Here is a 19752-nt window from a genome sequence, read left to right on the forward strand (position 1 = left end):
AATTTCCCAGTCCGGAAGACAAAAAAAGCCGGGTAGCGGCTTCGCCTTACCCGGCCTGAGCATCGTTATGTAGGCCCGGTAAGCGCAGCCCCACCGGGCATTTTTACCGTTTAACCGATCTTACGTTTTACACCCTTCTTCGCAGTCGCCCCGGCGTTCGAACGTTGATGCACAATCGGCGTGTGCTTGGTCAGGGCCGGACGGGTGTTGCGGTTCTGGCGACGCGCTTCGCGCATTTCATCCAGCGTAGGCGCAGGCACCAGGCAGTCGCGACGTGAGCCGATCAGGTGCTTTTTCCCCATCTCTTCCAGCGCCTGGCGGATCAGCGGCCAGTTAGCCGGATCGTGATAACGCAGCAGGGCTTTATGCAGGCGACGCTGTTTGTCTCCCTTCGGCACCACCACATCTTCACTCTTGTAACCAATCTTACTCAGCGGGTTCTTGCCGGTGTAATACATGGTGGTCGAGTTCGCCAGCGGTGACGGGTAGAAGTTCTGCACCTGATCCAGACGGAAGCGACGCTGCTTCAGCCACAGCGCCAGGTTCACCATATCCTCATCACGCGTACCCGGGTGGGCAGAGATAAAGTATGGGATCAGGTACTGCTCTTTCCCGGCCTGTTTCGAGTAGGTATCGAACAGCTCTTTAAAGCGGTCATAGCTGCCCATCCCCGGCTTCATCATCTTCGACAGCGGGCCTTCTTCGGTATGCTCAGGGGCAATCTTCAGATAACCGCCCACGTGGTGGGTGGCCAGCTCTTTGATGTAGCGCGGATCTTCCACGGCGATGTCGTAGCGCACCCCGGAAGCGATCAGGATCTTCTTGATGCCTTTCAGGTCGCGGGCGCGACGGTAGAGGTTGATCGTCGGCTCGTGGTTGGTGTCCATGTGCTCGCAAATGCTCGGATAGACACAGGACAGACGACGGCAGGTCTGCTCCGCACGCGGCGACTTGCAGCGCAGCATATACATGTTAGCCGTTGGGCCACCCAGATCGGAGATCACGCCGGTAAAGCCGGGCACGGTGTCACGAATGGCTTCAATCTCGTTGATGATCGACTCTTCAGAGCGGCTCTGGATAATTCGCCCTTCGTGCTCGGTGATCGAGCAGAAGGAGCAGCCACCGAAGCAACCGCGCATGATGTTGACCGAGAAGCGGATCATCTCGTAGGCCGGAATGCGGCTGCTGCCGTAGGCCGGATGCGGTACGCGCTTGTAGGGCAGCGCAAAGACGCTGTCCATCTCTTCGGTAGAGAGCGGGATCGCCGGCGGGTTGATCCAGATGTAGCGGTCGCCATGTTTCTGCATCAGCGCCCGCGCACAGCCAGGGTTGGTCTCATGGTGCAGAATACGCGACGCGTGGGCATAGAGCACCTTGTCGGCTTTTACCTTCTCAAAAGAGGGCAGCAGAACGTAGATCTTCTCCCACGGCTTCGGACGCGGCGGCTGGATGACAACGGCTTTCGCTTCAGCTTTTTTAGGCTCAACAGGCTTGTTGTCCGCGCACGGCAGATCGTCTCCGTAGGGATGGGGGATCGGATCAATTTTGCCCGGCATATCAATGATGCGCGAATCCACCCCGCTCCAGCCCGGCAGCGCCTCTTTAACCATAATCGCGGTATTACGCACGTCACGAATGCTGGAAACCGGCTCGCCCTGTGACAGGCGATGGGCCACCTCTACCAGCGGGCGCTCGCCGTTGCCGAAGATCAGCATATCGGCTTTAGAATCCACCAGCACCGAACGGCGCACGGTATCCGACCAGTAGTCGTAGTGCGCGGTACGGCGCAGGCTCGCCTCAATGCCGCCGAGGATCACCGGCACATCTCTCCACGCCTCTTTACAGCGCTGGGTATAGGCCAGCGTCGCACGGTCCGGGCGCTTGCCCGCCACGTTATCCGGCGTGTAGGCGTCGTCATGGCGCAGCTTGCGATCGGCGGTGTAGCGGTTGATCATCGAGTCCATGTTGCCTGCGGTGACGCCGAAGAACAGGTTTGGCTTGCCGAGGCGCATAAAGTCCTCTTTGCTGTTCCAGTCCGGCTGGGCAATGATGCCGACGCGGAAGCCCTGCGCCTCCAGCATGCGTCCACAGATCGCCATGCCAAAGCTCGGATGATCGACGTAGGCATCCCCGGTAACCAGGATGATGTCGCAGCTGTCCCAGCCAAGCTCATCCATCTCTTCACGTGACATAGGCAAAAACGGCGCGGGGCCGAAACAGGCAGCCCAGTACTGCGGCCATGAGAAGAGGTCGCGATCCGGCTGGATCAGGGAAATAGCGCTCATAATGCTTCCGGGAGTGGTTAAAAAGAGATCGTCAAAGGGCGGCGATTATACGCTTGAACAGTGTGGGAAATGAAGGAATTTTGTACGGGATATTTACCCGGCATACAGGTTGCGTAGGCCGGGTAAGGCGAAGCCGCCACCCGGCGATTTAGGGTGCCGGGTTGACCAATAGCTGACCAATAGAGCCGCGATCTGACATCTCCAGCGTCTGGCTAAAGAACTGGAACGGGAAGTGCGGCCAGGAGGGCTGCCCGTAGTAGACCAGCAGCTCAACCTGCCCATCCACCCAGACGGTATCCTTCATGCCCCGATCCTCCGGGAACGGCATGGCGCCGTTGACGTTGCGGATCAGGAAGCTGACGCCCTCAATATGGAACGACTGCGGCGTGTCGGCGCGCACCGTCCAACGCTCCCACGTCCCCTGCTGAGCGGTAATATCAATGCGCTTGATATCCCACAGCTGGCCGTTGATGCCCGGATCGTCGCCGAGGGCGATATCGCGGCTGCGTACCGCCGCGCCGCTCATCAGATCCGTCGACAGCAGCCGCAGCGGTAGCGTATCGGTCACCAGCGGCAGCAGCCCGGTAGGACGTAACGTCAGTACCAGGGTCGAGATCAGGATGCTCGACGGCTCAAAGAAGCCGCGGATGCGGTCAACAATTCCTGCCGCCTCGCCGCAGGTGATCGAGACCTCGTCGCCGTCGGTCATATTCACGAGGATTTCCCGCCGTTCGCCAGGGGCCAACGAGAGCTGCTTCACCGACACCGGCGCGGGTAAAAAGCCCTGGTCACCGGAGATAACGTGCAGCGCCCGGCCATCGCTCATCTGCAGCTGGTAGCGACGAGCGTTAGAGGCGTTTAACAGGCGCAGACGCACCCAGCCGCGTGACACCTCGACATAGGGACTCTGCGCGCCGTTGACCAGCAGCGTATCGCCAACGAAGCCGCCGCTGCCCGGCTCGCTGTACTCCGGCGTGCCGAAGTTATCCAGCCGCTTATCCTGAATAATAACGGGAAAGTCGTCCACGCCGTAGTGATTGGGGATCGGCAGGGATTTACTGACCTCATCCTCGATCAACCACATCCCCGCCAGTCCGTTATAGACCTGCTCAGCGGTACGGTTTGGCGTGTTGGCGTGATACCAGAGCGTCGCCGCGCTCTGGCGGATCGGCAGCACCGGCGCCCAGTCGGCGCTGGGGGACATCATTCGCGCCGCGCCGCCAATCAGCGGACCGGGAACCTGCAGGCCGCTGATGGTCATGGCAACATTCTCTGCCAGCCGATTGCTGTAGATCATCTTCACGTCATCGCCGCTCCAGACGCGTATGGTCGGCCCAAGATAGCGCCCGTTGATGCCCCACACCTGGGCACGCGTGCCTGGCGTAAAGGACCAGTGCGCCCGCTGCAGGGTTAGAAACAGCGGTTGCCCACGACGGGATTCAACGAGCGGCGGCACGGGCAGCGGCTGCTGCTGTCCGGCGGCGTTGGCCGGTAGCGGCACCGCGCCTACACAAAGCGCAGCGCCGGAGGCCTGGATAAACTGACGCCGACTGAGTGACATATCTTGCTCCCTGTAAAACGGACTAAAGCGCGTAAAAAGCTCGACTACTCTTACCGCTTGTCAGCGGCTTCGCGGGCGGCGACTTCGCTATCAAGCTCGGCGATCTTCTCTGCCATCAGCGTCCGGCAGTGGGTGGCCAGCTCGCGGACCTGATCTTTACCAAACTGGCTGGTATCCACCGGCGGCAGCATCTCGACAATCACCAGGCCGTTATTCAAACGGTTAAGGTTAATTTTGTTGGAGGTGTTTGAAACGCATACCGGAATAATGGGCACGCCAGCCGCAATGGCTGCATGGAACGCACCGGTCTTAAACGGCAGCAGCCCACGCCCGCGGCTGCGGGTGCCTTCCGGGAACATCCAGATAGAGATATCGCGCTTCTGGATATGCTTGACCACCTGAGCGATAGTCCCGTGCGCTTTGGCGCGATTATCGCGGTCGATCAGCAGGTTACCCGTTAGCCAGTAGAGCTGGCCAAAGAACGGGACCCACAGCAGGCTTTTCTTGCCAACGGTGACGGTGCGCGGCTGCACAATGCTGGCTGCGGTGACCATATCGTAGTTGTTCTGGTGGTTGCCGATGTAGATCGCATTGCCATACGTCGCCGCATCAGGCGGCAGGCGCAGCTCTACTTTAATGCCCATCACCGGAGCCAGACGGCCAAAAAGATGGCCAAAGGTGGCGACGTGCTTTGGATTCCGTGGGCTAAACAGGCAGTAGATACAGCCAAAGATACAGACCAGGATGCTGTAAATTACAACAATGATTACGCGTAAAATGAATAGCATAGCTACCTCGAAAGCCCGGACACCCGCCCAGTATAGTGTAGCGGCTGACGGTGCACGGCTTTGTTCCATCGGGTCCGTGAAAAAAGGTATTGTCAATCGTAACCTGCGATTTAACAATGACTTTACGGGAAATTTTATGGGTAGCTCCCCCTTCGGCTGGAAGGGGGAGAAGCACACAGGGATTACTCTTCGCTGTCGCCAGCCGTTGCCCGACGCGGCGAGTCAATCTCGACCTTGTCGATACGCTGTAGACCGCGCATCAGCGTCCCGCGACGGCCACGCTCGCCGTGCACCTTCTGCAACTCTTCCGGGCGCATTTTGATTTTGCGCTTGCCAGCGTGCAGGGTCAGCGTGCTCTGCGGCGGCAGGATAAAGAGGTGCGCCAGGCTATCCTCTCCCTTCGCCGCTTCGGCTGCTGGAATGCTGATGATCTTATTCCCTTTACCTTTCGACAGCTGCGGCAGATCGCTAATCGGGAACATCAGCATGCGCCCGGCGGCGGTGATCGCCAGCAGCAGGTCGCTATCGTCGACGATCTCCAGCGGCGGCAGCACGTGCGCGTTTTCCGGCAGGGTAATCAGCGCCTTACCGGCACGGTTGCGGGCAATCAGATCGTTGAAGGTGCAGACGAAGCCGTAGCCTGCATCGGAGGCCATCAGCAGCTTCTGCTCCTCACCGGCCATCACCATATGCTCAACGGTGGCACGCGGCGGCAGCGTCAGCTTGCCGGTCACCGGTTCGCCCTGCCCGCGCGCCGACGGCAGGGTCAGCGGATCGACGGCGTAGCTGCGTCCGGTGGTATCAATAAAGACCACCGGCTGGTTAGTTTTGCCTTTCGCTGATGCTTTCCAGCTGTCGCCCGCCTTGTAGCTCAGGCCCTGGGCATCGATGTCATGACCTTTGGCACTGCGTACCCAGCCCATCTGCGACAGCACGATAGTCACCGGCTCGGATGGCAGCATATCATGCTCGCTCATCGCCTTCGCCTCTTCACGCTCGTGCAGCGGTGAGCGGCGATCGTCGCCGAACGCATCGGCATCGGCCTGCAACTCTTTCTTCAGCAGCGTGCTCATCTTGCGTTCTGAAGCGAGGGTGCTCTGCAAACGGTCGCGCTCTTTCTCCAGCTCGCTCTGTTCGCCGCGGATCTTCATCTCTTCCAGCTTCGCAAGGTGGCGCAGCTTCAGCTCGAGAATGGCTTCGGCCTGGGTTTCACTGATGCCAAAGCGCGACATCAGCACCGGCTTGGGCTCATCTTCACCGCGGATGATCTCAATCACCTCGTCGATGTTGAGGAACGCCACCAGTAAACCTTCGAGGATATGCAGACGCTTGAGCACCTTCTCCAGGCGATGATTCAGGCGGCGGCGCACGGTATCGCGGCGGAACGCCAGCCACTCGGTGAGGATCTCCAGCAGGTTTTTCACCGCCGGACGTCCATCGAGGCCAATCATGTTCAGGTTGATACGGTAGCTCTTCTCCAGATCGGTGGTGGCGAACAGGTGGTTCATCACCTGATCCATATCCACCCGGTTGGAGCGCGGCACCACCACCAGACGGGTCGGGTTCTCGTGATCGGACTCATCACGCAGATCGTCCACCATCGGCAGCTTTTTATTGCGCATCTGGGCGGCGATCTGCTCCAGCACGCGCGCTCCAGAAACCTGGTGCGGCAGCGCGGTAATCACCACCGCGCCATCCTCTTTTTTCCACACCGCACGCATGCGCACGGAGCCGCGGCCGTTCTGGTAAATTTTGCGGATCTCTGCCCGGGAGGTGATGATCTCCGCCTCGGTCGGGTAGTCCGGCCCCTGGACGATATCCAGCAGCTGATCGAGCGTCGTTTTCGGCTGGTCAATCAGGGCGATGGCCGCCTGCGCCACTTCACGCAGGTTGTGCGGCGGAATGTCCGTCGCCATGCCAACGGCGATGCCGGTAGTGCCGTTCAGTAGAATGTTTGGCAGGCGAGCAGGCAGCATCTTCGGCTCCTGCATCGTGCCGTCAAAGTTAGGCACCCAGTCGACCGTCCCCTGCCCCAGCTCGCCCAGCAGCAGCTCGGCGTATTTGGAGAGGCGCGACTCGGTGTAACGCATCGCCGCGAAGGATTTCGGATCGTCCGGTGCGCCCCAGTTACCCTGGCCGTCAACCAGCGGATAGCGGTAGGAGAACGGCTGGGCCATCAGCACCATCGCTTCATAACAGGCGCTATCGCCGTGCGGATGGTATTTACCCAGCACGTCGCCCACGGTACGGGCAGATTTTTTAAACTTCGCGCTGGCGTTGAGGCCCAGTTCAGACATGGCGTACACGATACGCCGCTGCACCGGCTTCAGGCCGTCGCCGATAAACGGCAGCGCACGGTCCATGATGACGTACATGGAGTAGTTCAGGTAGGCGTTTTCAGTGAATTCATGTAGCGCGAGGCGCTCTGCCATATCGCTCATTACGTGTGATTCCTCAGCGTTTGCACCCAATTATTCAGGGGCAATATTGCCGCAGATTTTACCTTATCTGCCCTTCTGAGTCACAAGAAAAAGGCCGGATAACCGGCCCTTCAGGGATTTACTTGGCGAGCTTGGTGATTTGCTTCACTTCGATCTCAAACTCGTTCCAGTCTTTGTCAACTTTACCCTGAATTTCAACCTGATCCTGCGGGGTCACGTTCTGGCCGTTCCAGCGTTTTTGATCGATCTCAACGTTGACCGTACCGCTGGCGTCGCGGAAGACGTAGCGATCGTCAGAGAGGCGCTCGGTTATGTTACCCCGCAGCGTCACCCAGCTGTCATCTTTCAGATCCTTGGCTTTCGCCGCAGTTGTCGAGGTGGCGTTTTTATCCACGAAGCCGCCCTGCTGAGTCTGGTTTTGCGTCTGGGTTTGCGTGGTGGATGGCCCGCTGAAGCCACCCTCGGCGGCGAAAACAGGGGCGGAGGCCATCATGGCGATGGCGGCAATAGCAGCAAATTTCTTCATCATGTATCTCCTTTTTGTCTGGTGTCATGCTCCATTAAACAGGGTAGTTCTTAACAACTTCTTAAGCGGAAAATTTAAATTTTTTTACTGTACAGCCGTAGGTTACAGGAGGTTTACTGCGTAAAAGCAAGCAGCGGCAAGGAGAGGCAGATGCGAATTTTACTGGTGGAAGATGACAAGCTGATAGGCGACGGTATCAAAGCCGGGCTGGGTAAAATGGGCTTCACCGTTGACTGGTTTATCACCGGCGGCGTCGGGAGAGAGGCGCTCTATAGCGCCCCCTACGATGCGGTGATCCTCGACCTGACGCTGCCAGAGATTGACGGACTGGCGATCCTCCACGACTGGCGTCAGGCGGGCCGCAGCGAGCCGGTGCTGATCCTGACCGCACGTGATGCCTTAAACCAGCGCATCGAGGGTTTACGCCTCGGCGCGGATGACTATCTCTGTAAACCCTTCGCCTTAATTGAGGTTGCAGCCCGGCTTGAAGCGCTCATTCGCCGCAGCCATGGTCAAACCCACAGCGAGCTGCGCCACGGCAAGGTCACGCTCGATCCCATCCGTCTGGTGGCGCTCGTTGAGGGTGAGACGCTGATCCTCAAGCCGAAAGAGTTTGCTCTGCTGGAGCTGCTGATGCGCAACGCCGGGCGCGTGCTGCCGCGCAAAGCGATAGAGGAGAAGCTCTACAGCTGGGATGACGAGGTATCGAGCAACGCCGTTGAGGTGCATATCCATCACCTGCGCCGCAAGCTGGGCGCAGAGTTTATCCGCACCGTGCACGGCATTGGTTACACCCTGGACAACGAATGAAACTGACGCAACGCTTAAGCCTGCGGGTTCGGCTTACCCTGCTTTTTTGCCTGCTGGCGCTGGCCGCCTGGCTGACCGCAAGCGTGGCCGCCTGGCAGCAGACCTCCCACAAGCTGGATAAGCTCTTCGATACCCAGCAGATGCTTTTCGCCAAACGCCTGCTGGCGATGGATCTCGATAATGTCCCTGCCCCGCTGCGCCAGGTTCGCACGCCGGATAAGATCCGGCATGGTCATCTCGATGATGACGCCCTGGCTTTTGCCATCTACTCTCGCGACGGCAAACTGCTGCTGCACGATGGCGAAAACGGTCAGGAGATCCCCTATCACTACCGCCGGGATGGTTTTAGCAACGGGCAGCTTAAAGATGATAACGATGCCTGGCGTCTTCTCTGGCTCACCGCCCCTGACGGCAGATACCGCATCGTAGTGGGTCAGGAGTGGGAGTATCGCGAAGAGATGGCCATGGATATCGTCACCTCCCAGCTTACCCCCTGGCTGGTGGCGCTGCCGCTGATGCTGCTCTGCCTGGTGCTGCTGCTCAGCCGTGAGCTGCGTCCGCTGAAAAAGCTGGCCCGGGCGCTAAACCAGCGTGCGCCGGATACCACCGATATGCTTCCCACTCATGCTATTCCGTCGGAGGTACGGCCTCTGCTGGACGCGTTAAACAGCCTGTTTGCCCGTACCCAGCAGATGATGGCTCGCGAGCGGCGCTTTACCTCCGACGCGGCTCACGAGCTGCGTACCCCTCTTGCCGCACTGAAGGTCCAGGCTGAAGTGGCGCAGCTCTCATGGGATGACGCCGAAGGTCAGCGGCGTGCGCTGAGCCAGCTGCATACCGGTATCGACCGCGCGACACGGCTGGTGGATCAGCTGCTTACCCTTTCGCGCCTCGACTCGCTCGATAACCTGGACGATGTCGAACAGATCGCCCTGGCCGATCTTCTGCAATCGGCGGTGATGGATATTGATGCCCTGGCGCACCGGGCAGGCATTGCGATCCACCTTACTCTCGATGCGCCGGAGGTGACGCGCCCCGGACAACCGCTGCTGCTCAGCCTGCTGGTGCGTAACCTGCTGGATAACGCTGTGCGTTACAGCCCGCGCGGCAGCCGGATTGACGTCACGCTGGAGCAGCGCTGCTTTACCGTACGCGATAATGGACCAGGCATTCCGCCTCAGGCGCTGCCGCGTCTCGGCGAACGCTTTTATCGCCCACCGGGGCAGGAAGAGACCGGCAGCGGCCTGGGGCTGTCGATTGTGAAACGTATCGCCACGCTGCACAACATGACGGTGACGATGGACAATGCGGTGGAAGGTGGTGCGGTAGTCCGGGTGAGCTGGTAGCTGAATTATTGCTATATAAGCAAAAGTCTTTGCACATTTTGCTCATTTTTCTCTCTAGTCGAGGCCGTTAGAATAGTCGGCAAATTCGTTTTCTACCGGGACAAATAATGAGCAATATCTTAATTATCAACGGCGCTAAAAAATTTGGCCACTCTAACGGCCAGCTGAATGACACTATGACCGATGTCGCCGCCAGCTTCCTGCGCGACAGCGGGCACGACGTGAAAGTGGTCCGCACCGACGGCGACTACGATGTGAAAGAGGAAGTGCAGAACTTCCTGTGGGCTGACACCGTGATCTGGCAGATGCCGGGCTGGTGGATGGGCGCACCGTGGACCGTGAAAAAGTACATTGATGACGTCTTTACCGAAGGCCACGGCTCCCTGTACGCCAGCGATGGCCGTACCCGCTCTGACGATGCGAAAAAATATGGCTCCGGCGGCCTGATTCAGGGCAAAACCTACATGCTGTCGCTGACCTGGAACGCCCCGCTGGACGCGTTCACCGACAAAGAGCAGTTCTTCCACGGCGTGGGCGTTGACGGCGTTTATCTGCCGTTCCACAAGGCGAACCAGTTCCTCGGAATGGACGCGCTGCCGACCTTTATCGCTAACGACGTGATTAAAATGCCGGACGTGCCTCGCTATACCGCAGAATATCGCAAGCATCTTGCGGAAATTTTTGCTTAACTGTCAGACGGTACAAAGAAGGAGTTGACCATGTTGACAGTGATTGCAGAGATCCGCACCCGTCCGGGCCAGCATCATCGCCAGGCCGTACTGGACGAGTTTGCGAAAATTATCCCCACCGTATTAGAGGAAGCGGGCTGCCACGGCTATGCGCCGATGGTAGACACCGCCGCCAACGTGAGCTTTCAGGCCACCAACCCGGACTCGATCGTGATGGTTGAGCAGTGGGAGACCGTGGCCCATCTTGAAGCGCACCTGCAAACCCCGCACATGAAAGCGTGGGGCGAGGCGGTAAAAAGCGACGTGTTAGAGACCCATATCCGCATTCTGGAGCAAGGGGTTTAATCAGGCGGGGGCCAGGCCCCCGCATGTTATACGACGTAGGCCCGGTAAGCGCAGCGCCACCGGGCGTTTACCACCTATACCCGTTACCAATAGAGCTTCCAGCTCTCATTAAACCGCATCAGCGCCTCGACGTAGAAGTAATCCCCCCAGCTGGCACACTCATCCACGCCCTTATTGCTCGCAAGATGGTACACCGAGTGCTTCAGCAGCCCGTTGCCGGGCTCGTTAACACCCATCAGATAGTGCTTATTCAACGACGACATAATGTGCATTGCCCACTGCTGATAGCGGGCGCGATCGGGGTCGCTCACCGGCAGCTGCTTCACCAGCTCCAGCAGGCCGCAGACGGCAATGGCGGCGGACGAGGAGTCCCGCAGCGCATCGCTGCCCACCAGGGCCAGATCCCAGTGGCAGACACCATCCTCCGGCAGGCGATTGAGGAAGTAGTTCGCCAGCCTTTTTGATAGCGCCACCATCGTCTTATCGCCGGTGTAGAGGTAGCTCAACAGGAAGCCGTAGATCCCCCACGCCTGCCCTCGCGACCAGCACGAGTCGTCGGCATAGCCCTGCTGGGTATTGCCGTAGCGCGGCGCACCGGTCTGCACATCCATGTAATAGGTGTGGAAGGTTGATGCATCGTCGCGGATCAGATACGCCGCCGCCTGCTGAACGTGGGCCTTCGCCGCCTCGGCAAAGCGCGGATCGCCAGTCTGCTCGCTGGCCCAGTAGAGCAGCGGCAGGTTCATGTTGCAGTCGATGATCATCCTCCCCGCCTGCTGCGGATCGCTAAGATCGCCCCACGCCTGGATAATCTGTGCCTTTTGATGGAACCGTTCCAGCAGCGCCTCGGCGGCCTGCAGCGCAAAGCCGCGCGCGTCGCGGTTGTCGGTCAATCGCCAGGCCGCCACGCAGGAGAGCGTATAGAGAAAACCGAGATCGTGGGTATTGGTATCCTGGCGTCCGGCAATGCGCAGCCCGAAGGAGCGCACGTGCTTCTCTGCCAACGCACGGTACGATGCCTCACCGCTCATCTCCCATGCCAGCCACAGCTGCCCGGTCCAGAAGCTGGTGGTCCACTCCACGTTCTCGGTTAACGGGTAGTAGCCTTTGACGCAGGTTTCGGCTGGAAACTTTTCACCGAACTCCGTTAAATGACGGCTTATCAGCTCGAGGGTCTGACGACGGGCGGTCACCAGCTCATCCTGAAAGGCGCGCTCATCCACCGGCGCGGGAACCTCTCCCAGACGCTCCTCAACGATACGATTTAACATATTCCGGTCCTTCTACTTTGTGAATGGATAATCTACCCGGCGACGTTGACCGCAGGCGCGCCGCGCCGCTTGCTCTGGCAGGCCGACAGGGTAAAGGCTGATATAAGGGTAAAGATCAGGGCCGTCGCGCCCATGATGATATAGGTCTGCTCAAAGCCGATTTTGTCGTAGAGGATCCCCGCCGGGGATGAGACCACCACGTTGCCGACGTAGAGCATCGCCTGGTAGCCCAGCAGGTACATGGTGGCGTTCACGCGCTTATCGAAATGCTCGGCGATATATTTAAAGACCGACACCAGCAGGAGGCAGATCTCCAGACCGTAGAGCGGCTTGAGCACAGAGATTAAGAGGTGGGAATCACATAGCCCGGAGATAATCAGCCGTGCCCCGACCACCAGCCCAACGATCAGCAGCCCGCGTTTAGCCCCAACGTAGTTCACAAACATCGGGATGATCATGTACATCACAAATTCCATTCCCGACTGCACGGTGCCCAGATAGCCGAATACGGCGTTGCCCTGGTGCACATCGTCAAAGAAGGTAACGAAGTAGCGGGAGAACTGCTGCTCGGCGATAAACATCATCCACGCCACACCCGCCACGTAGAGGCAGAAGGCCCAAAACTTGCGGTTTTTCAGCAGGGCGTAGACATCGGCAGGAACAATCTTCTCCTTCGCCAGCACCTCGCCCGCACGCTCGGTTCGCGTATCCACCTTCAGGCTAACCAGCACCACCAGCATTACAAGGGAGGCGACGCTGCCCATGATGAAGTTGTATGCCGGAGAGAGGTTAAACAGCAGGCCAGAGAAGGAGGAGGCTACCGCCCAGCCCAGCGATCCCCACATGCGGATCTGGCCGAACTCCATGCCGTTCAGACGGCTGTAGCGATCGGTATAGGATTCGCAGGCGGCAACGCCCGCGTACCAGGCAAAGCTTAAATAGATAGCGCCGACGACGATCCCCAGAAGCGTATTGGAGAGCAGCAGCGGCTGGTAGACATAGATAAAGAACGGGGCCATCAGGGCCGAGACGGCAACAACGAAATAGAGCAGATATTTGCTCATGCCGATCTTATCCAGAATGTAGCCATAGATCGGCTTCAGGATCACCGAGAAGATACCGTTGACGGCAAATACCGTGCCGATCACCGTTCCGCTTAGGTTAGCCTTTTGTCCGAGCCAGATGGCCAGCAGACCAATGCTGGCCGACCAGGTAAAGAAGTAGAGAAAGATAAAGGAGCTGATTTTGTAATATTCAGTCCGGTTGGTTTTAATTATTTTATCCATACTATCCTCGACGAAAGCATGTAGGGGTCAGATTTTTTTATAACGTAATGACTAACGCCGTCGGGTGGCCTGCCTGGCGCACCGTCAGCGTTTCGTTATCCAGAAGCACCTCGGGAAGAGAGGTCATATCGCTTTGTGCCGGATCGCCCGCAATAGCGGCGCAGCAGAGCCAGTGACGTCCCGGCGTCAGGGTGGCAGTTAAGACCGGGATCGCCGCACACTCGGCAAACATCACGCTGCTGTTGGGCGGCGTGATGACGCAGTCGCCGTGGCGCTCAAGGCCGAACGAGAGATCGTAGATAGCGCTGCTGCCGTTGGCGGCATGAACCACACAGCCGGAGGCCTGGCTCTGATGCGGCGCTTTCATCACCGCGAAACCACCCTCAACGCTGTTCAGATGGCGCGCGGTGTCGATGCGGTGCAGGCGCAGATGGCCGTCGCCGCAGGGGATCAGCCAGGTAGCAATCTGCACGTCGTGCCACGGCGACCAGCGCGAGAAGATGTACGCTTCATTAACCACCGTCTCGTCGCAGCCGCGACGGCCCCGGTAGTACTCATCCCCTTCTGCCAGCAGCAGCATGCTGTCGCAGGCGGCGTGCTTGATGCCGTAGCGTCCGCGCTCAATGGTGAAGCCGAAGCGGCTGGAGTAGGCAAACTTGGTGTATTTCGCCTCGGTATTGACGTAGTTGTTCAGCTCAAGCTGGCCAGAGGCGAGCATGCAGACGTGCCGCGAGGCTTCGCTGTGCATCAGGATCTGCCCGGCATGCGGGAGCGTCCGCCGTGCCGCCAGCGCTGGCAAGGTTTCCTCCTCTGCCTGCCAGAACGGATGCGTTTCAGGCAGAGCGAGGATCAGGAACACCTTCAGCGCCCAGTAGGGCGAGCCGGGAGAGTTGTAGTCTTCGCACATGGCGAGGTTCGGGTAGGCAAAGCCGAGGGTCAGAATGCCGTCCCGGTCAAAGATAGGCTGCGCCAGCCACCAGCGCAGGTGGCGAAGAACGATCCCCTTCACTATCCCTGGCGTAAACACCGCCAGCCCGCTAAATGCTACCGCGCTCCAGAAGGCCACCATTGCAAAGCGGTAGGTCAGGCTGCGGCCAAAGGGCACCGACTCTCCCCCCGCCGCCGACATGGTGATAAAGTCCTGAGCGAACAGCTGTGCCCTCTCCCGCAGGGTGGCGGCGCGATGGGGATCGTCTCCGGCGTTCAGCGTGGCGTAGATGAGGCCGTAGAAGTGAAACGCCATCGAGATGTAGTAATCCTTTGGTCGCCCCGGCCCGTCGGAGTACCAGCCGTCGCCAAGATAGTAGGCCTCCATCATCGCAAAGCGCCGCTCTACCGCCTGCCGATCCCATGGCAGCCCGGCGCGTTTAAAGCCGAGCTGTACCATGATGGCGAAGTAGTTCCAGTTGCTGTCGGGCATTTCGGCATCGGTAATTTGGTTCAGCCAGGCGTGGAGGTTCTCCTGCTCGCGCGGAGTAAAGCAGGCCAGCAGCCGGTCCTGCATCAGCGCCAGGCCCAGGCCATAGGCCGCCATCTCCACCAGCCGCTGATCGTAGGGTCCGGTCTCGCCCCAGTAGCCTGCGCTGTGCGGATCGGTCCCCTGCTTGATTGCGGTAATGTATTTGGCGCTGAGCGGCGTCTCCTCCCCGGCGGCCAACAGCGGAAACAGGCCCCACAGCGCCCGCGATAGCCCTTCCATGTTGGCAATCTCAGCGCTGTAGTGGGCACAGGTGTTGCCTAGCGCGAAGCCTGACTGCCCCTCGGGAAACTGCTTATCCAGCGCGCCCAGTATATCCGTGACCAGATCAACAACGTCCTGCCGGGATGACAATACATTTGATGTTTCCATTTCCGCATCAGCCTCTTAACAAAGTGGCTCAAGGATAGTGAATCGCTGGCGCGCAGAAATGTTAGCCACGTCACAGCCGGGAAAGATGGATAAACTCGCAGTTGAGAAAATTTAAAAAGGTGGTTTATAAAGGCGTGCAGAGGGGTAAAAGTTGAGTTTTATTGCACTATGCGCGATGAGCCAAAATCTGACTATCTGGAGCTGATTACCTTAAACGACGCCGTGGTGTCGTTCAGCCGCCTGTTTGCCAATACCGTGCGCTATCATCACTGGCACCAGTGTCTGGAGATCCTCTACGTTGAGGAGGGTTTCGGGGTGGCTATTGTCGATAATCGCCACTACACCATGCGTCCGGGGCGGCTCTTTTTCTTTCCGCCCTTTACCCTGCACAAGGTGATGGTGGATGAGCAGGCCGAGGCGATCTACCGGCGCACCATCATCCACCTCGATCACCATGCGGTGCTGAAGGCGCTGCGCGATTTTCCGCAGGCCCAGCAGCGACTACACATACTCTCCCGGCGCGGCGGCCCGGCGTGGGTGGCGGACGTTGCCGCCTGCCATAGCCATATCGACTATCTGTTTAGCTGCTACCCGCAACCGATGAACAGCGAAAGCGTCGCCAGCCTGCTCATCAGCCTGTTTGCCATGCTGCCTGCCGATCGCGACGGCGCGCCCGGCGACAGCCGCAGCATTGCCAGCCAGGCGATGTTCTGGCTCGATGAGCACTACCAGCATAAATTTAGCCTCGACGCCCTCGCCAACGAGCTGGGGAAATCGCGAAGCTACGTGTCGCGAAAATTTCATGCCGAAACGGGCGAAAAGATCCACGACTACCTGAACACCCTGCGGCTGCGCAAGGCCTGCGAGTGCCTGCTGCACAGCGACGAAAGCGTGCGTGACATCGCTGCGCGGGTAGGCTTTTCCGACGTGACCTGGTTTATCAGCTCGTTTAAAAAGGGCATCGGCGAGACGCCGCTCCAGTACCGGAAGAACCACTCGGCGGGGTAAGGTGTTTACCAGCCGCAGACGTTGGTCTCTTCGTCTGATTCATAGCCGCGCACGATATTAATCAGATCCTTCACCGTGTCCGCCGCCGTGGTGGCATCTTCTAATTCAGCAAGGCGGGAAAAGTCTTTATCGGCGGATACGCCGTTGTTGTTGTTCGTTACCGTCAACGTAAAACCTTTCTCGCTTTCACTTTTATCCGCCAGGGTGTTGATAAGCTCCGCCACTGCCGCGTGGGCGATAGCTGGGACGTAGAGCGACATCGGCTTCAGGTATGTTTTCTCTGCCGTTGCGCTGCTGCTGCCGTGTGTAACCGCTAAGGCGTAGCCTCTGTTTTCCATGGTCATAATAGTTACCTCAACCTTCAATGAGCACTTGCGGATCGACCCAAAAATCGACGTTAAATACCGTATCGTCAGACAGGGCTTCGATGCGGTGCCACTTCTCTGCCGGAAAGACGCCAAACTGCCCTGCCTCAATGGTCAGGGTCTCCACCGGCTCCGGGCTGGTCTCATCGGCGTACCCGTAGTAGCGGATGGTTCCCTGCATCACGCAGAGGCGTGGGTTAACCCCCTGCCGCGTGCCCGCATCCAGATGCCGTTGCCAGATAGACGCTGGCGCGGTCTGTTTGGTCCACAGGGGCGTCGAGCGGACGTGAACGTAGTGGGTTGGTATGACAATGCGCTGCATGTTTCATCCTCGTGGTAAGGGTTTTTGGAAAAACTTATTTTGCAGATCATATACCTGTTAAAAGAGGAAGGTGAGTCACCTAAAGGGGTAGCGGAGGGGGTAAAAAAAGCACCCTACGGATAATACTTGTGAGTTGCTAGAATAAAGCAGCTTTTTATTAAAAGAGACGTGATTCAATAAAGCATATAAATACATATTGAGACCACCATTTAATATGTGAATATTAGCTCGACGATATTGTAAAATTATATTTATTTCATTTGACACCTATATTCTTTGTGGTTTTTACGGCGTATTGTTTTGAATGGTTATTGCTGATTAAGCAAAAGGATATTTTGAACATGCCAACGCCCGATCCCATACAGCAGGAAAATACTTTAAATCGTTATTTACTCTATTTTCCCCGTAATATGAATGTCACTCCCGATGTACTTTCATTTACCGCAACTGAAGCATTCAGCCAACCTTACCGCTACAGCATTCGTTTTACATGTTCCGATAAAAATATCCCGGTAGAGCAGGTATTAAACCAGAACGCCAAGTTTTTGATGCGAGCACCCAATCCCGAAAAAAGTAAATGGGTAACGAATGTTCCATCCTGGGTGCCGGTCCGTCAGGTGAATGGAATCATCACCGCATTTTCCCGCCTTAGTAAATCGGCAAACGAAGCCGTCTACGAATGTGTGCTGGAGCATGAACTGGCTCTGCTCGATCGTAACCATCGTTCAGCGGTGTATACGAACATGACAGTACCAGAAATGGTCGAGAAACTGATGAAAGAGAGTGGCTATTTCGAAGGCTACAACATCGATTTTGACAATTTGAGCCGGACCTACCCACAACGGGAAATGGTTATTCAATGGAAGGAAACCGATCTGCAGTTTATTCGCCGCCTGCTGGCGGAGGTAGGGATCTGGTTTCGCTTTGAGAATCATAAAAAGGTGGCTAGCGAGGTGGTAACGCTATTTGGGGACTCACCGGGAAGATATCTCTATCGCGATAATAAAGTGCCGTATGTCCGCAACTCTGGCATGACTAGCCACGACGATTATGTGACGGATTTGGAGGAGAGATATGCCCTGGTGCCTGAAAGCGTGCTCGTGAGAACGTATAACTACCGGGACCCACTCTCTCATCAGGCTACTAAGTCTCTGCACGATATCGCTATTCCTGACGGTATCACTTTCGGCCAGGCATACCATTACGCCGATCGCTACCTCACTGATGGAGACTTTTATGGTCAGGAGGCTGAGACGGCTACCTTTTATGCCAGACTGCGGCACGAATATCTGCTGAACAGCCAGCATGTGCTGGGTGCCATAACCAGTGATACCCGTTTACAGCCCGGCGTACTGTTTCATCCAGAGGGCAATATTCCAGAAGGGTTTAAGCAGGGTTTTCTCATCACCACGCTGGAAATCAGCGGCAGCCGCAGCGAACGCTATCGGGCCATCCTGAAAGGGATCCCGTTCAGGGACAGCTACAGCTTTCGGCCTGAATTTCTGCCCCGTCCGGTGATTGCCGGGACGGTCCCGGCTCGTGTCGTCGGGCGTCAGAGCAGTAAAACGTATGCCGGTATTGATGCGCAGGGCCGTTATCACGTGAAGTTTGATTTCGACCTCAACGAACAGCTGCCGGGATTTGAAAGCGCCTGGGTACGTCTGGGCAGACCCTATGCCGGTGATACGTTCGGCTTTCATTTCCCCTTACTCGACGGGACGGAAGTTGCCGTGGCCTTTGAAGGCGGCGATCCGGATCGGCCTTTCATCTCCCACGTTTTGCACGACGGCTACCGGACCGATCTGGTCAATATGCGTAATGACACGCGTAACGTCATCAGGACGGCGAGTTTTAACAAAATTCGCCTGGAGGATAAGCGCGGTCAGGAGCACATAAAAGTTTCCACCGAGCATGGCAAGAGTCAGATCAGCGTCGGTCACCTGGTTGATGCTCAGGGGAAACGGCGCGGCGAAGGGTTTGAGGGGCGAACCGATAACTGGATGGCCTTACGTGCGGCGAAAGGGATCATGCTCACCACTGAACCCCAGCCCCGCGCGCAGGGACATCAGCTGGATATGACGGCTGCGATCGCCGCGCTGGAAAGTGCCCTGTCGCTGGCAACTACCCTGCAACAGTGTGCCATCACAGCGGGCGTCAGCGCAGTGGATACTGCGCAGCAGCAACAGCTTAACCAAGCGCTGAACCAGCTGAAAGGGGCCGGTCTGCTCTCCTATGCCAGTGACGGTCAGGCGCACATCACCCCAGGCAGCCTGCAGCTCTCTGCTGGAAAGGATTTGATTTTGACAGCCGGAAGTGATGCCAGTGTAAACGTGCTGAAAAAATTCTCGCTGGCCGTGGGCGAAAAGCTCTCGCTGTTTGCCCGCAAACTCGGTATCCGGATGGTAGCTGGCGCCGGGGATATCAACGTGCAGGCTCAGCGTGGCGCGATGAACCAGCTTTCACAGCAGACTATGACCCTGACCAGTACGGACGGCAAAGTGAACGTCAGCGCGAAGCAAGGTATACAGCTGACGTGTGGCGGGGGTGGATTCCGAATCAACGCAAACGGCCTGATTGAGATCTTCTCTCCCGTGGCGGTGGATATCAAAAGCACCAGTTTTTCTTATCAGGACGCAGAGAGCCTGAAAACGCAGATGCCGTCATTCGACAAAGGGACGTTTAAGCGCCGTTTCCGCCTGCATGCCAGCGATGACCCTGAGCAGATCCTGACGAACCGGAAATTCCGCCTAAAAAATTCGGCAGGAGATGTTCTGGAAGGAGAAACAGACGGTGACGGCTGCTCTGCCCTGCTGGATGCCACCGACCTTGAAACCTACCGACTGGAGATTATCTGATGACC

At 57.8% G+C, this 19752-nt stretch carries 16 protein-coding genes; 6 read left to right on the top strand and 10 right to left on the bottom strand.

The genetic code is table 11. From position 1 onward, the window contains the following. Window positions 1-110 precede the first annotated feature (110 nt). From RTP97_RS19200 to RTP97_RS19220, 5 genes are all read right to left on the bottom strand, one after another. Window positions 111-2285 carry a YgiQ family radical SAM protein gene (locus RTP97_RS19200; RefSeq protein ID WP_312416477.1) on the bottom strand — a complete coding sequence of 725 codons (2175 nt, stop codon included), beginning with the start codon at window positions 2283-2285 and terminating at the stop codon, window positions 111-113. Between the two features lie 148 nt (window positions 2286-2433). Next, window positions 2434-3846, bottom strand: a complete 1413-nt coding sequence (gene ftsP, locus RTP97_RS19205) for a cell division protein FtsP (protein ID WP_312416478.1) — start codon at window positions 3844-3846, stop codon at window positions 2434-2436. A 50-nt stretch (window positions 3847-3896) separates the two neighbouring features. Further along, the gene (locus tag RTP97_RS19210) at window positions 3897-4634 is read right to left on the bottom strand and encodes a 1-acylglycerol-3-phosphate O-acyltransferase (RefSeq protein ID WP_312416479.1); all 738 of its coding nucleotides are present in this window, start codon (window positions 4632-4634) and stop codon (window positions 3897-3899) included. 182 nt (window positions 4635-4816) lie between these two features. Continuing rightward, complete coding sequence (parC, locus tag RTP97_RS19215; protein WP_312416482.1) at window positions 4817-7075, bottom strand: DNA topoisomerase IV subunit A; 2259 nt, start codon at window positions 7073-7075, stop codon at window positions 4817-4819. A 118-nt stretch (window positions 7076-7193) separates the two neighbouring features. Then, the gene (locus RTP97_RS19220) at window positions 7194-7601 is read right to left on the bottom strand and encodes a NirD/YgiW/YdeI family stress tolerance protein (RefSeq protein WP_312416484.1); all 408 of its coding nucleotides are present in this window, start codon (window positions 7599-7601) and stop codon (window positions 7194-7196) included. Between the two features lie 150 nt (window positions 7602-7751). Here RTP97_RS19220 and qseB point away from each other — a divergent pair, with 150 nt between their 5' ends. The 4 genes from qseB to RTP97_RS19240 all read left to right on the top strand — a co-directional run bounded on the left by qseB (window position 7752) and on the right by RTP97_RS19240 (window position 10791). Continuing rightward, entirely contained in the window at window positions 7752-8411 is a 660-nt protein-coding gene (gene qseB, locus RTP97_RS19225) for a quorum sensing response regulator transcription factor QseB (RefSeq protein WP_312416486.1), read from the top strand. Then, the gene (qseC, locus tag RTP97_RS19230; protein WP_312416488.1) at window positions 8408-9757 is read left to right on the top strand and encodes a quorum sensing histidine kinase QseC; all 1350 of its coding nucleotides are present in this window, start codon (window positions 8408-8410) and stop codon (window positions 9755-9757) included. Before qseB ends, qseC begins: the two co-directional genes overlap by 4 nt. Before the next feature lie 107 nt (window positions 9758-9864). Continuing rightward, window positions 9865-10446, top strand: a complete 582-nt coding sequence (locus RTP97_RS19235) for an NAD(P)H-dependent oxidoreductase (RefSeq protein WP_312228729.1) — start codon at window positions 9865-9867, stop codon at window positions 10444-10446. A gap of 30 nt (window positions 10447-10476) precedes the next feature. Beyond that, window positions 10477-10791: a putative quinol monooxygenase gene (locus RTP97_RS19240; protein ID WP_042390335.1), complete on the top strand. Its 315-nt coding sequence runs from the start codon at window positions 10477-10479 to the stop codon at window positions 10789-10791. An 83-nt stretch (window positions 10792-10874) separates the two neighbouring features. Here RTP97_RS19240 and RTP97_RS19245 read toward each other — a convergent pair whose 3' ends face one another. Genes RTP97_RS19245 through RTP97_RS19255 form a run of 3 tightly spaced genes read right to left on the bottom strand, consistent with a single transcriptional unit; the run spans window position 10875 to window position 15197 of the window. Then, window positions 10875-12062, bottom strand: a complete 1188-nt coding sequence (locus RTP97_RS19245; RefSeq protein WP_312416490.1) for a glycoside hydrolase family 88 protein — start codon at window positions 12060-12062, stop codon at window positions 10875-10877. Window positions 12063-12094: 32 nt separating this feature from the next. Next, window positions 12095-13348 carry an oligosaccharide MFS transporter gene (locus RTP97_RS19250; RefSeq protein ID WP_312416492.1) on the bottom strand — a complete coding sequence of 418 codons (1254 nt, stop codon included), beginning with the start codon at window positions 13346-13348 and terminating at the stop codon, window positions 12095-12097. Between the two features lie 37 nt (window positions 13349-13385). Further along, complete coding sequence (locus RTP97_RS19255; protein WP_312416493.1) at window positions 13386-15197, bottom strand: DUF2264 domain-containing protein; 1812 nt, start codon at window positions 15195-15197, stop codon at window positions 13386-13388. A gap of 168 nt (window positions 15198-15365) precedes the next feature. On the opposite strand from RTP97_RS19255, the gene RTP97_RS19260 reads away from it, so the two are divergent. Next, window positions 15366-16205 (top strand): helix-turn-helix domain-containing protein, encoded by an 840-nt coding sequence (locus RTP97_RS19260; RefSeq protein ID WP_312416495.1) that lies wholly within the window; start codon window positions 15366-15368, stop codon window positions 16203-16205. Window positions 16206-16210: 5 nt separating this feature from the next. Here the strand turns inward: RTP97_RS19260 and RTP97_RS19265 are convergent, their stop codons facing one another. Both RTP97_RS19265 and RTP97_RS19270 read right to left on the bottom strand, forming a co-directional pair. Continuing rightward, on the bottom strand, window positions 16211-16549 hold the full coding sequence (locus tag RTP97_RS19265) for a DUF1869 domain-containing protein (protein ID WP_312416498.1): 339 nt from the start codon (window positions 16547-16549) through the stop codon (window positions 16211-16213). 10 nt (window positions 16550-16559) lie between these two features. Further along, window positions 16560-16892, bottom strand: a complete 333-nt coding sequence (locus RTP97_RS19270) for a DUF1971 domain-containing protein (protein ID WP_312416501.1) — start codon at window positions 16890-16892, stop codon at window positions 16560-16562. A 278-nt stretch (window positions 16893-17170) separates the two neighbouring features. On the opposite strand from RTP97_RS19270, the gene RTP97_RS19275 reads away from it, so the two are divergent. Continuing rightward, on the top strand, window positions 17171-19747 hold the full coding sequence (locus RTP97_RS19275; protein WP_312416504.1) for a type VI secretion system tip protein VgrG: 2577 nt from the start codon (window positions 17171-17173) through the stop codon (window positions 19745-19747). Window positions 19748-19752: the final 5 nt, after the last annotated feature.

Origin of the sequence: Pseudescherichia sp. (assembly GCF_031998825.1) — a bacterium.
Classification (GTDB): Bacteria; Pseudomonadota; Gammaproteobacteria; order Enterobacterales; family Enterobacteriaceae; genus Pseudescherichia.

Bases quoted from the DNA above. Each gene is read 5' to 3' on its own strand.
- RTP97_RS19200 (WP_312416477.1), bottom strand. From the start codon at position 2,285: ATGAGCGCTATTTCCCTGATCCAGCCGGATCGCGACCTCTTCTCATGG.
- ftsP (WP_312416478.1), bottom strand. From the start codon at position 3,846: ATGTCACTCAGTCGGCGTCAGTTTATCCAGGCCTCCGGCGCTGCGCTT.
- RTP97_RS19210 (WP_312416479.1), bottom strand. From the start codon at position 4,634: ATGCTATTCATTTTACGCGTAATCATTGTTGTAATTTACAGCATCCTG.
- parC (WP_312416482.1), bottom strand. From the start codon at position 7,075: ATGAGCGATATGGCAGAGCGCCTCGCGCTACATGAATTCACTGAAAAC.
- RTP97_RS19220 (WP_312416484.1), bottom strand. From the start codon at position 7,601: ATGAAGAAATTTGCTGCTATTGCCGCCATCGCCATGATGGCCTCCGCC.
- qseB (WP_312416486.1), top strand. From the start codon at position 7,752: ATGCGAATTTTACTGGTGGAAGATGACAAGCTGATAGGCGACGGTATC.
- qseC (WP_312416488.1), top strand. From the start codon at position 8,408: ATGAAACTGACGCAACGCTTAAGCCTGCGGGTTCGGCTTACCCTGCTT.
- RTP97_RS19235 (WP_312228729.1), top strand. From the start codon at position 9,865: ATGAGCAATATCTTAATTATCAACGGCGCTAAAAAATTTGGCCACTCT.
- RTP97_RS19240 (WP_042390335.1), top strand. From the start codon at position 10,477: ATGTTGACAGTGATTGCAGAGATCCGCACCCGTCCGGGCCAGCATCAT.
- RTP97_RS19245 (WP_312416490.1), bottom strand. From the start codon at position 12,062: ATGTTAAATCGTATCGTTGAGGAGCGTCTGGGAGAGGTTCCCGCGCCG.
- RTP97_RS19250 (WP_312416492.1), bottom strand. From the start codon at position 13,348: ATGGATAAAATAATTAAAACCAACCGGACTGAATATTACAAAATCAGC.
- RTP97_RS19255 (WP_312416493.1), bottom strand. From the start codon at position 15,197: ATGGAAACATCAAATGTATTGTCATCCCGGCAGGACGTTGTTGATCTG.
- RTP97_RS19260 (WP_312416495.1), top strand. From the start codon at position 15,366: ATGCGCGATGAGCCAAAATCTGACTATCTGGAGCTGATTACCTTAAAC.
- RTP97_RS19265 (WP_312416498.1), bottom strand. From the start codon at position 16,549: ATGACCATGGAAAACAGAGGCTACGCCTTAGCGGTTACACACGGCAGC.
- RTP97_RS19270 (WP_312416501.1), bottom strand. From the start codon at position 16,892: ATGCAGCGCATTGTCATACCAACCCACTACGTTCACGTCCGCTCGACG.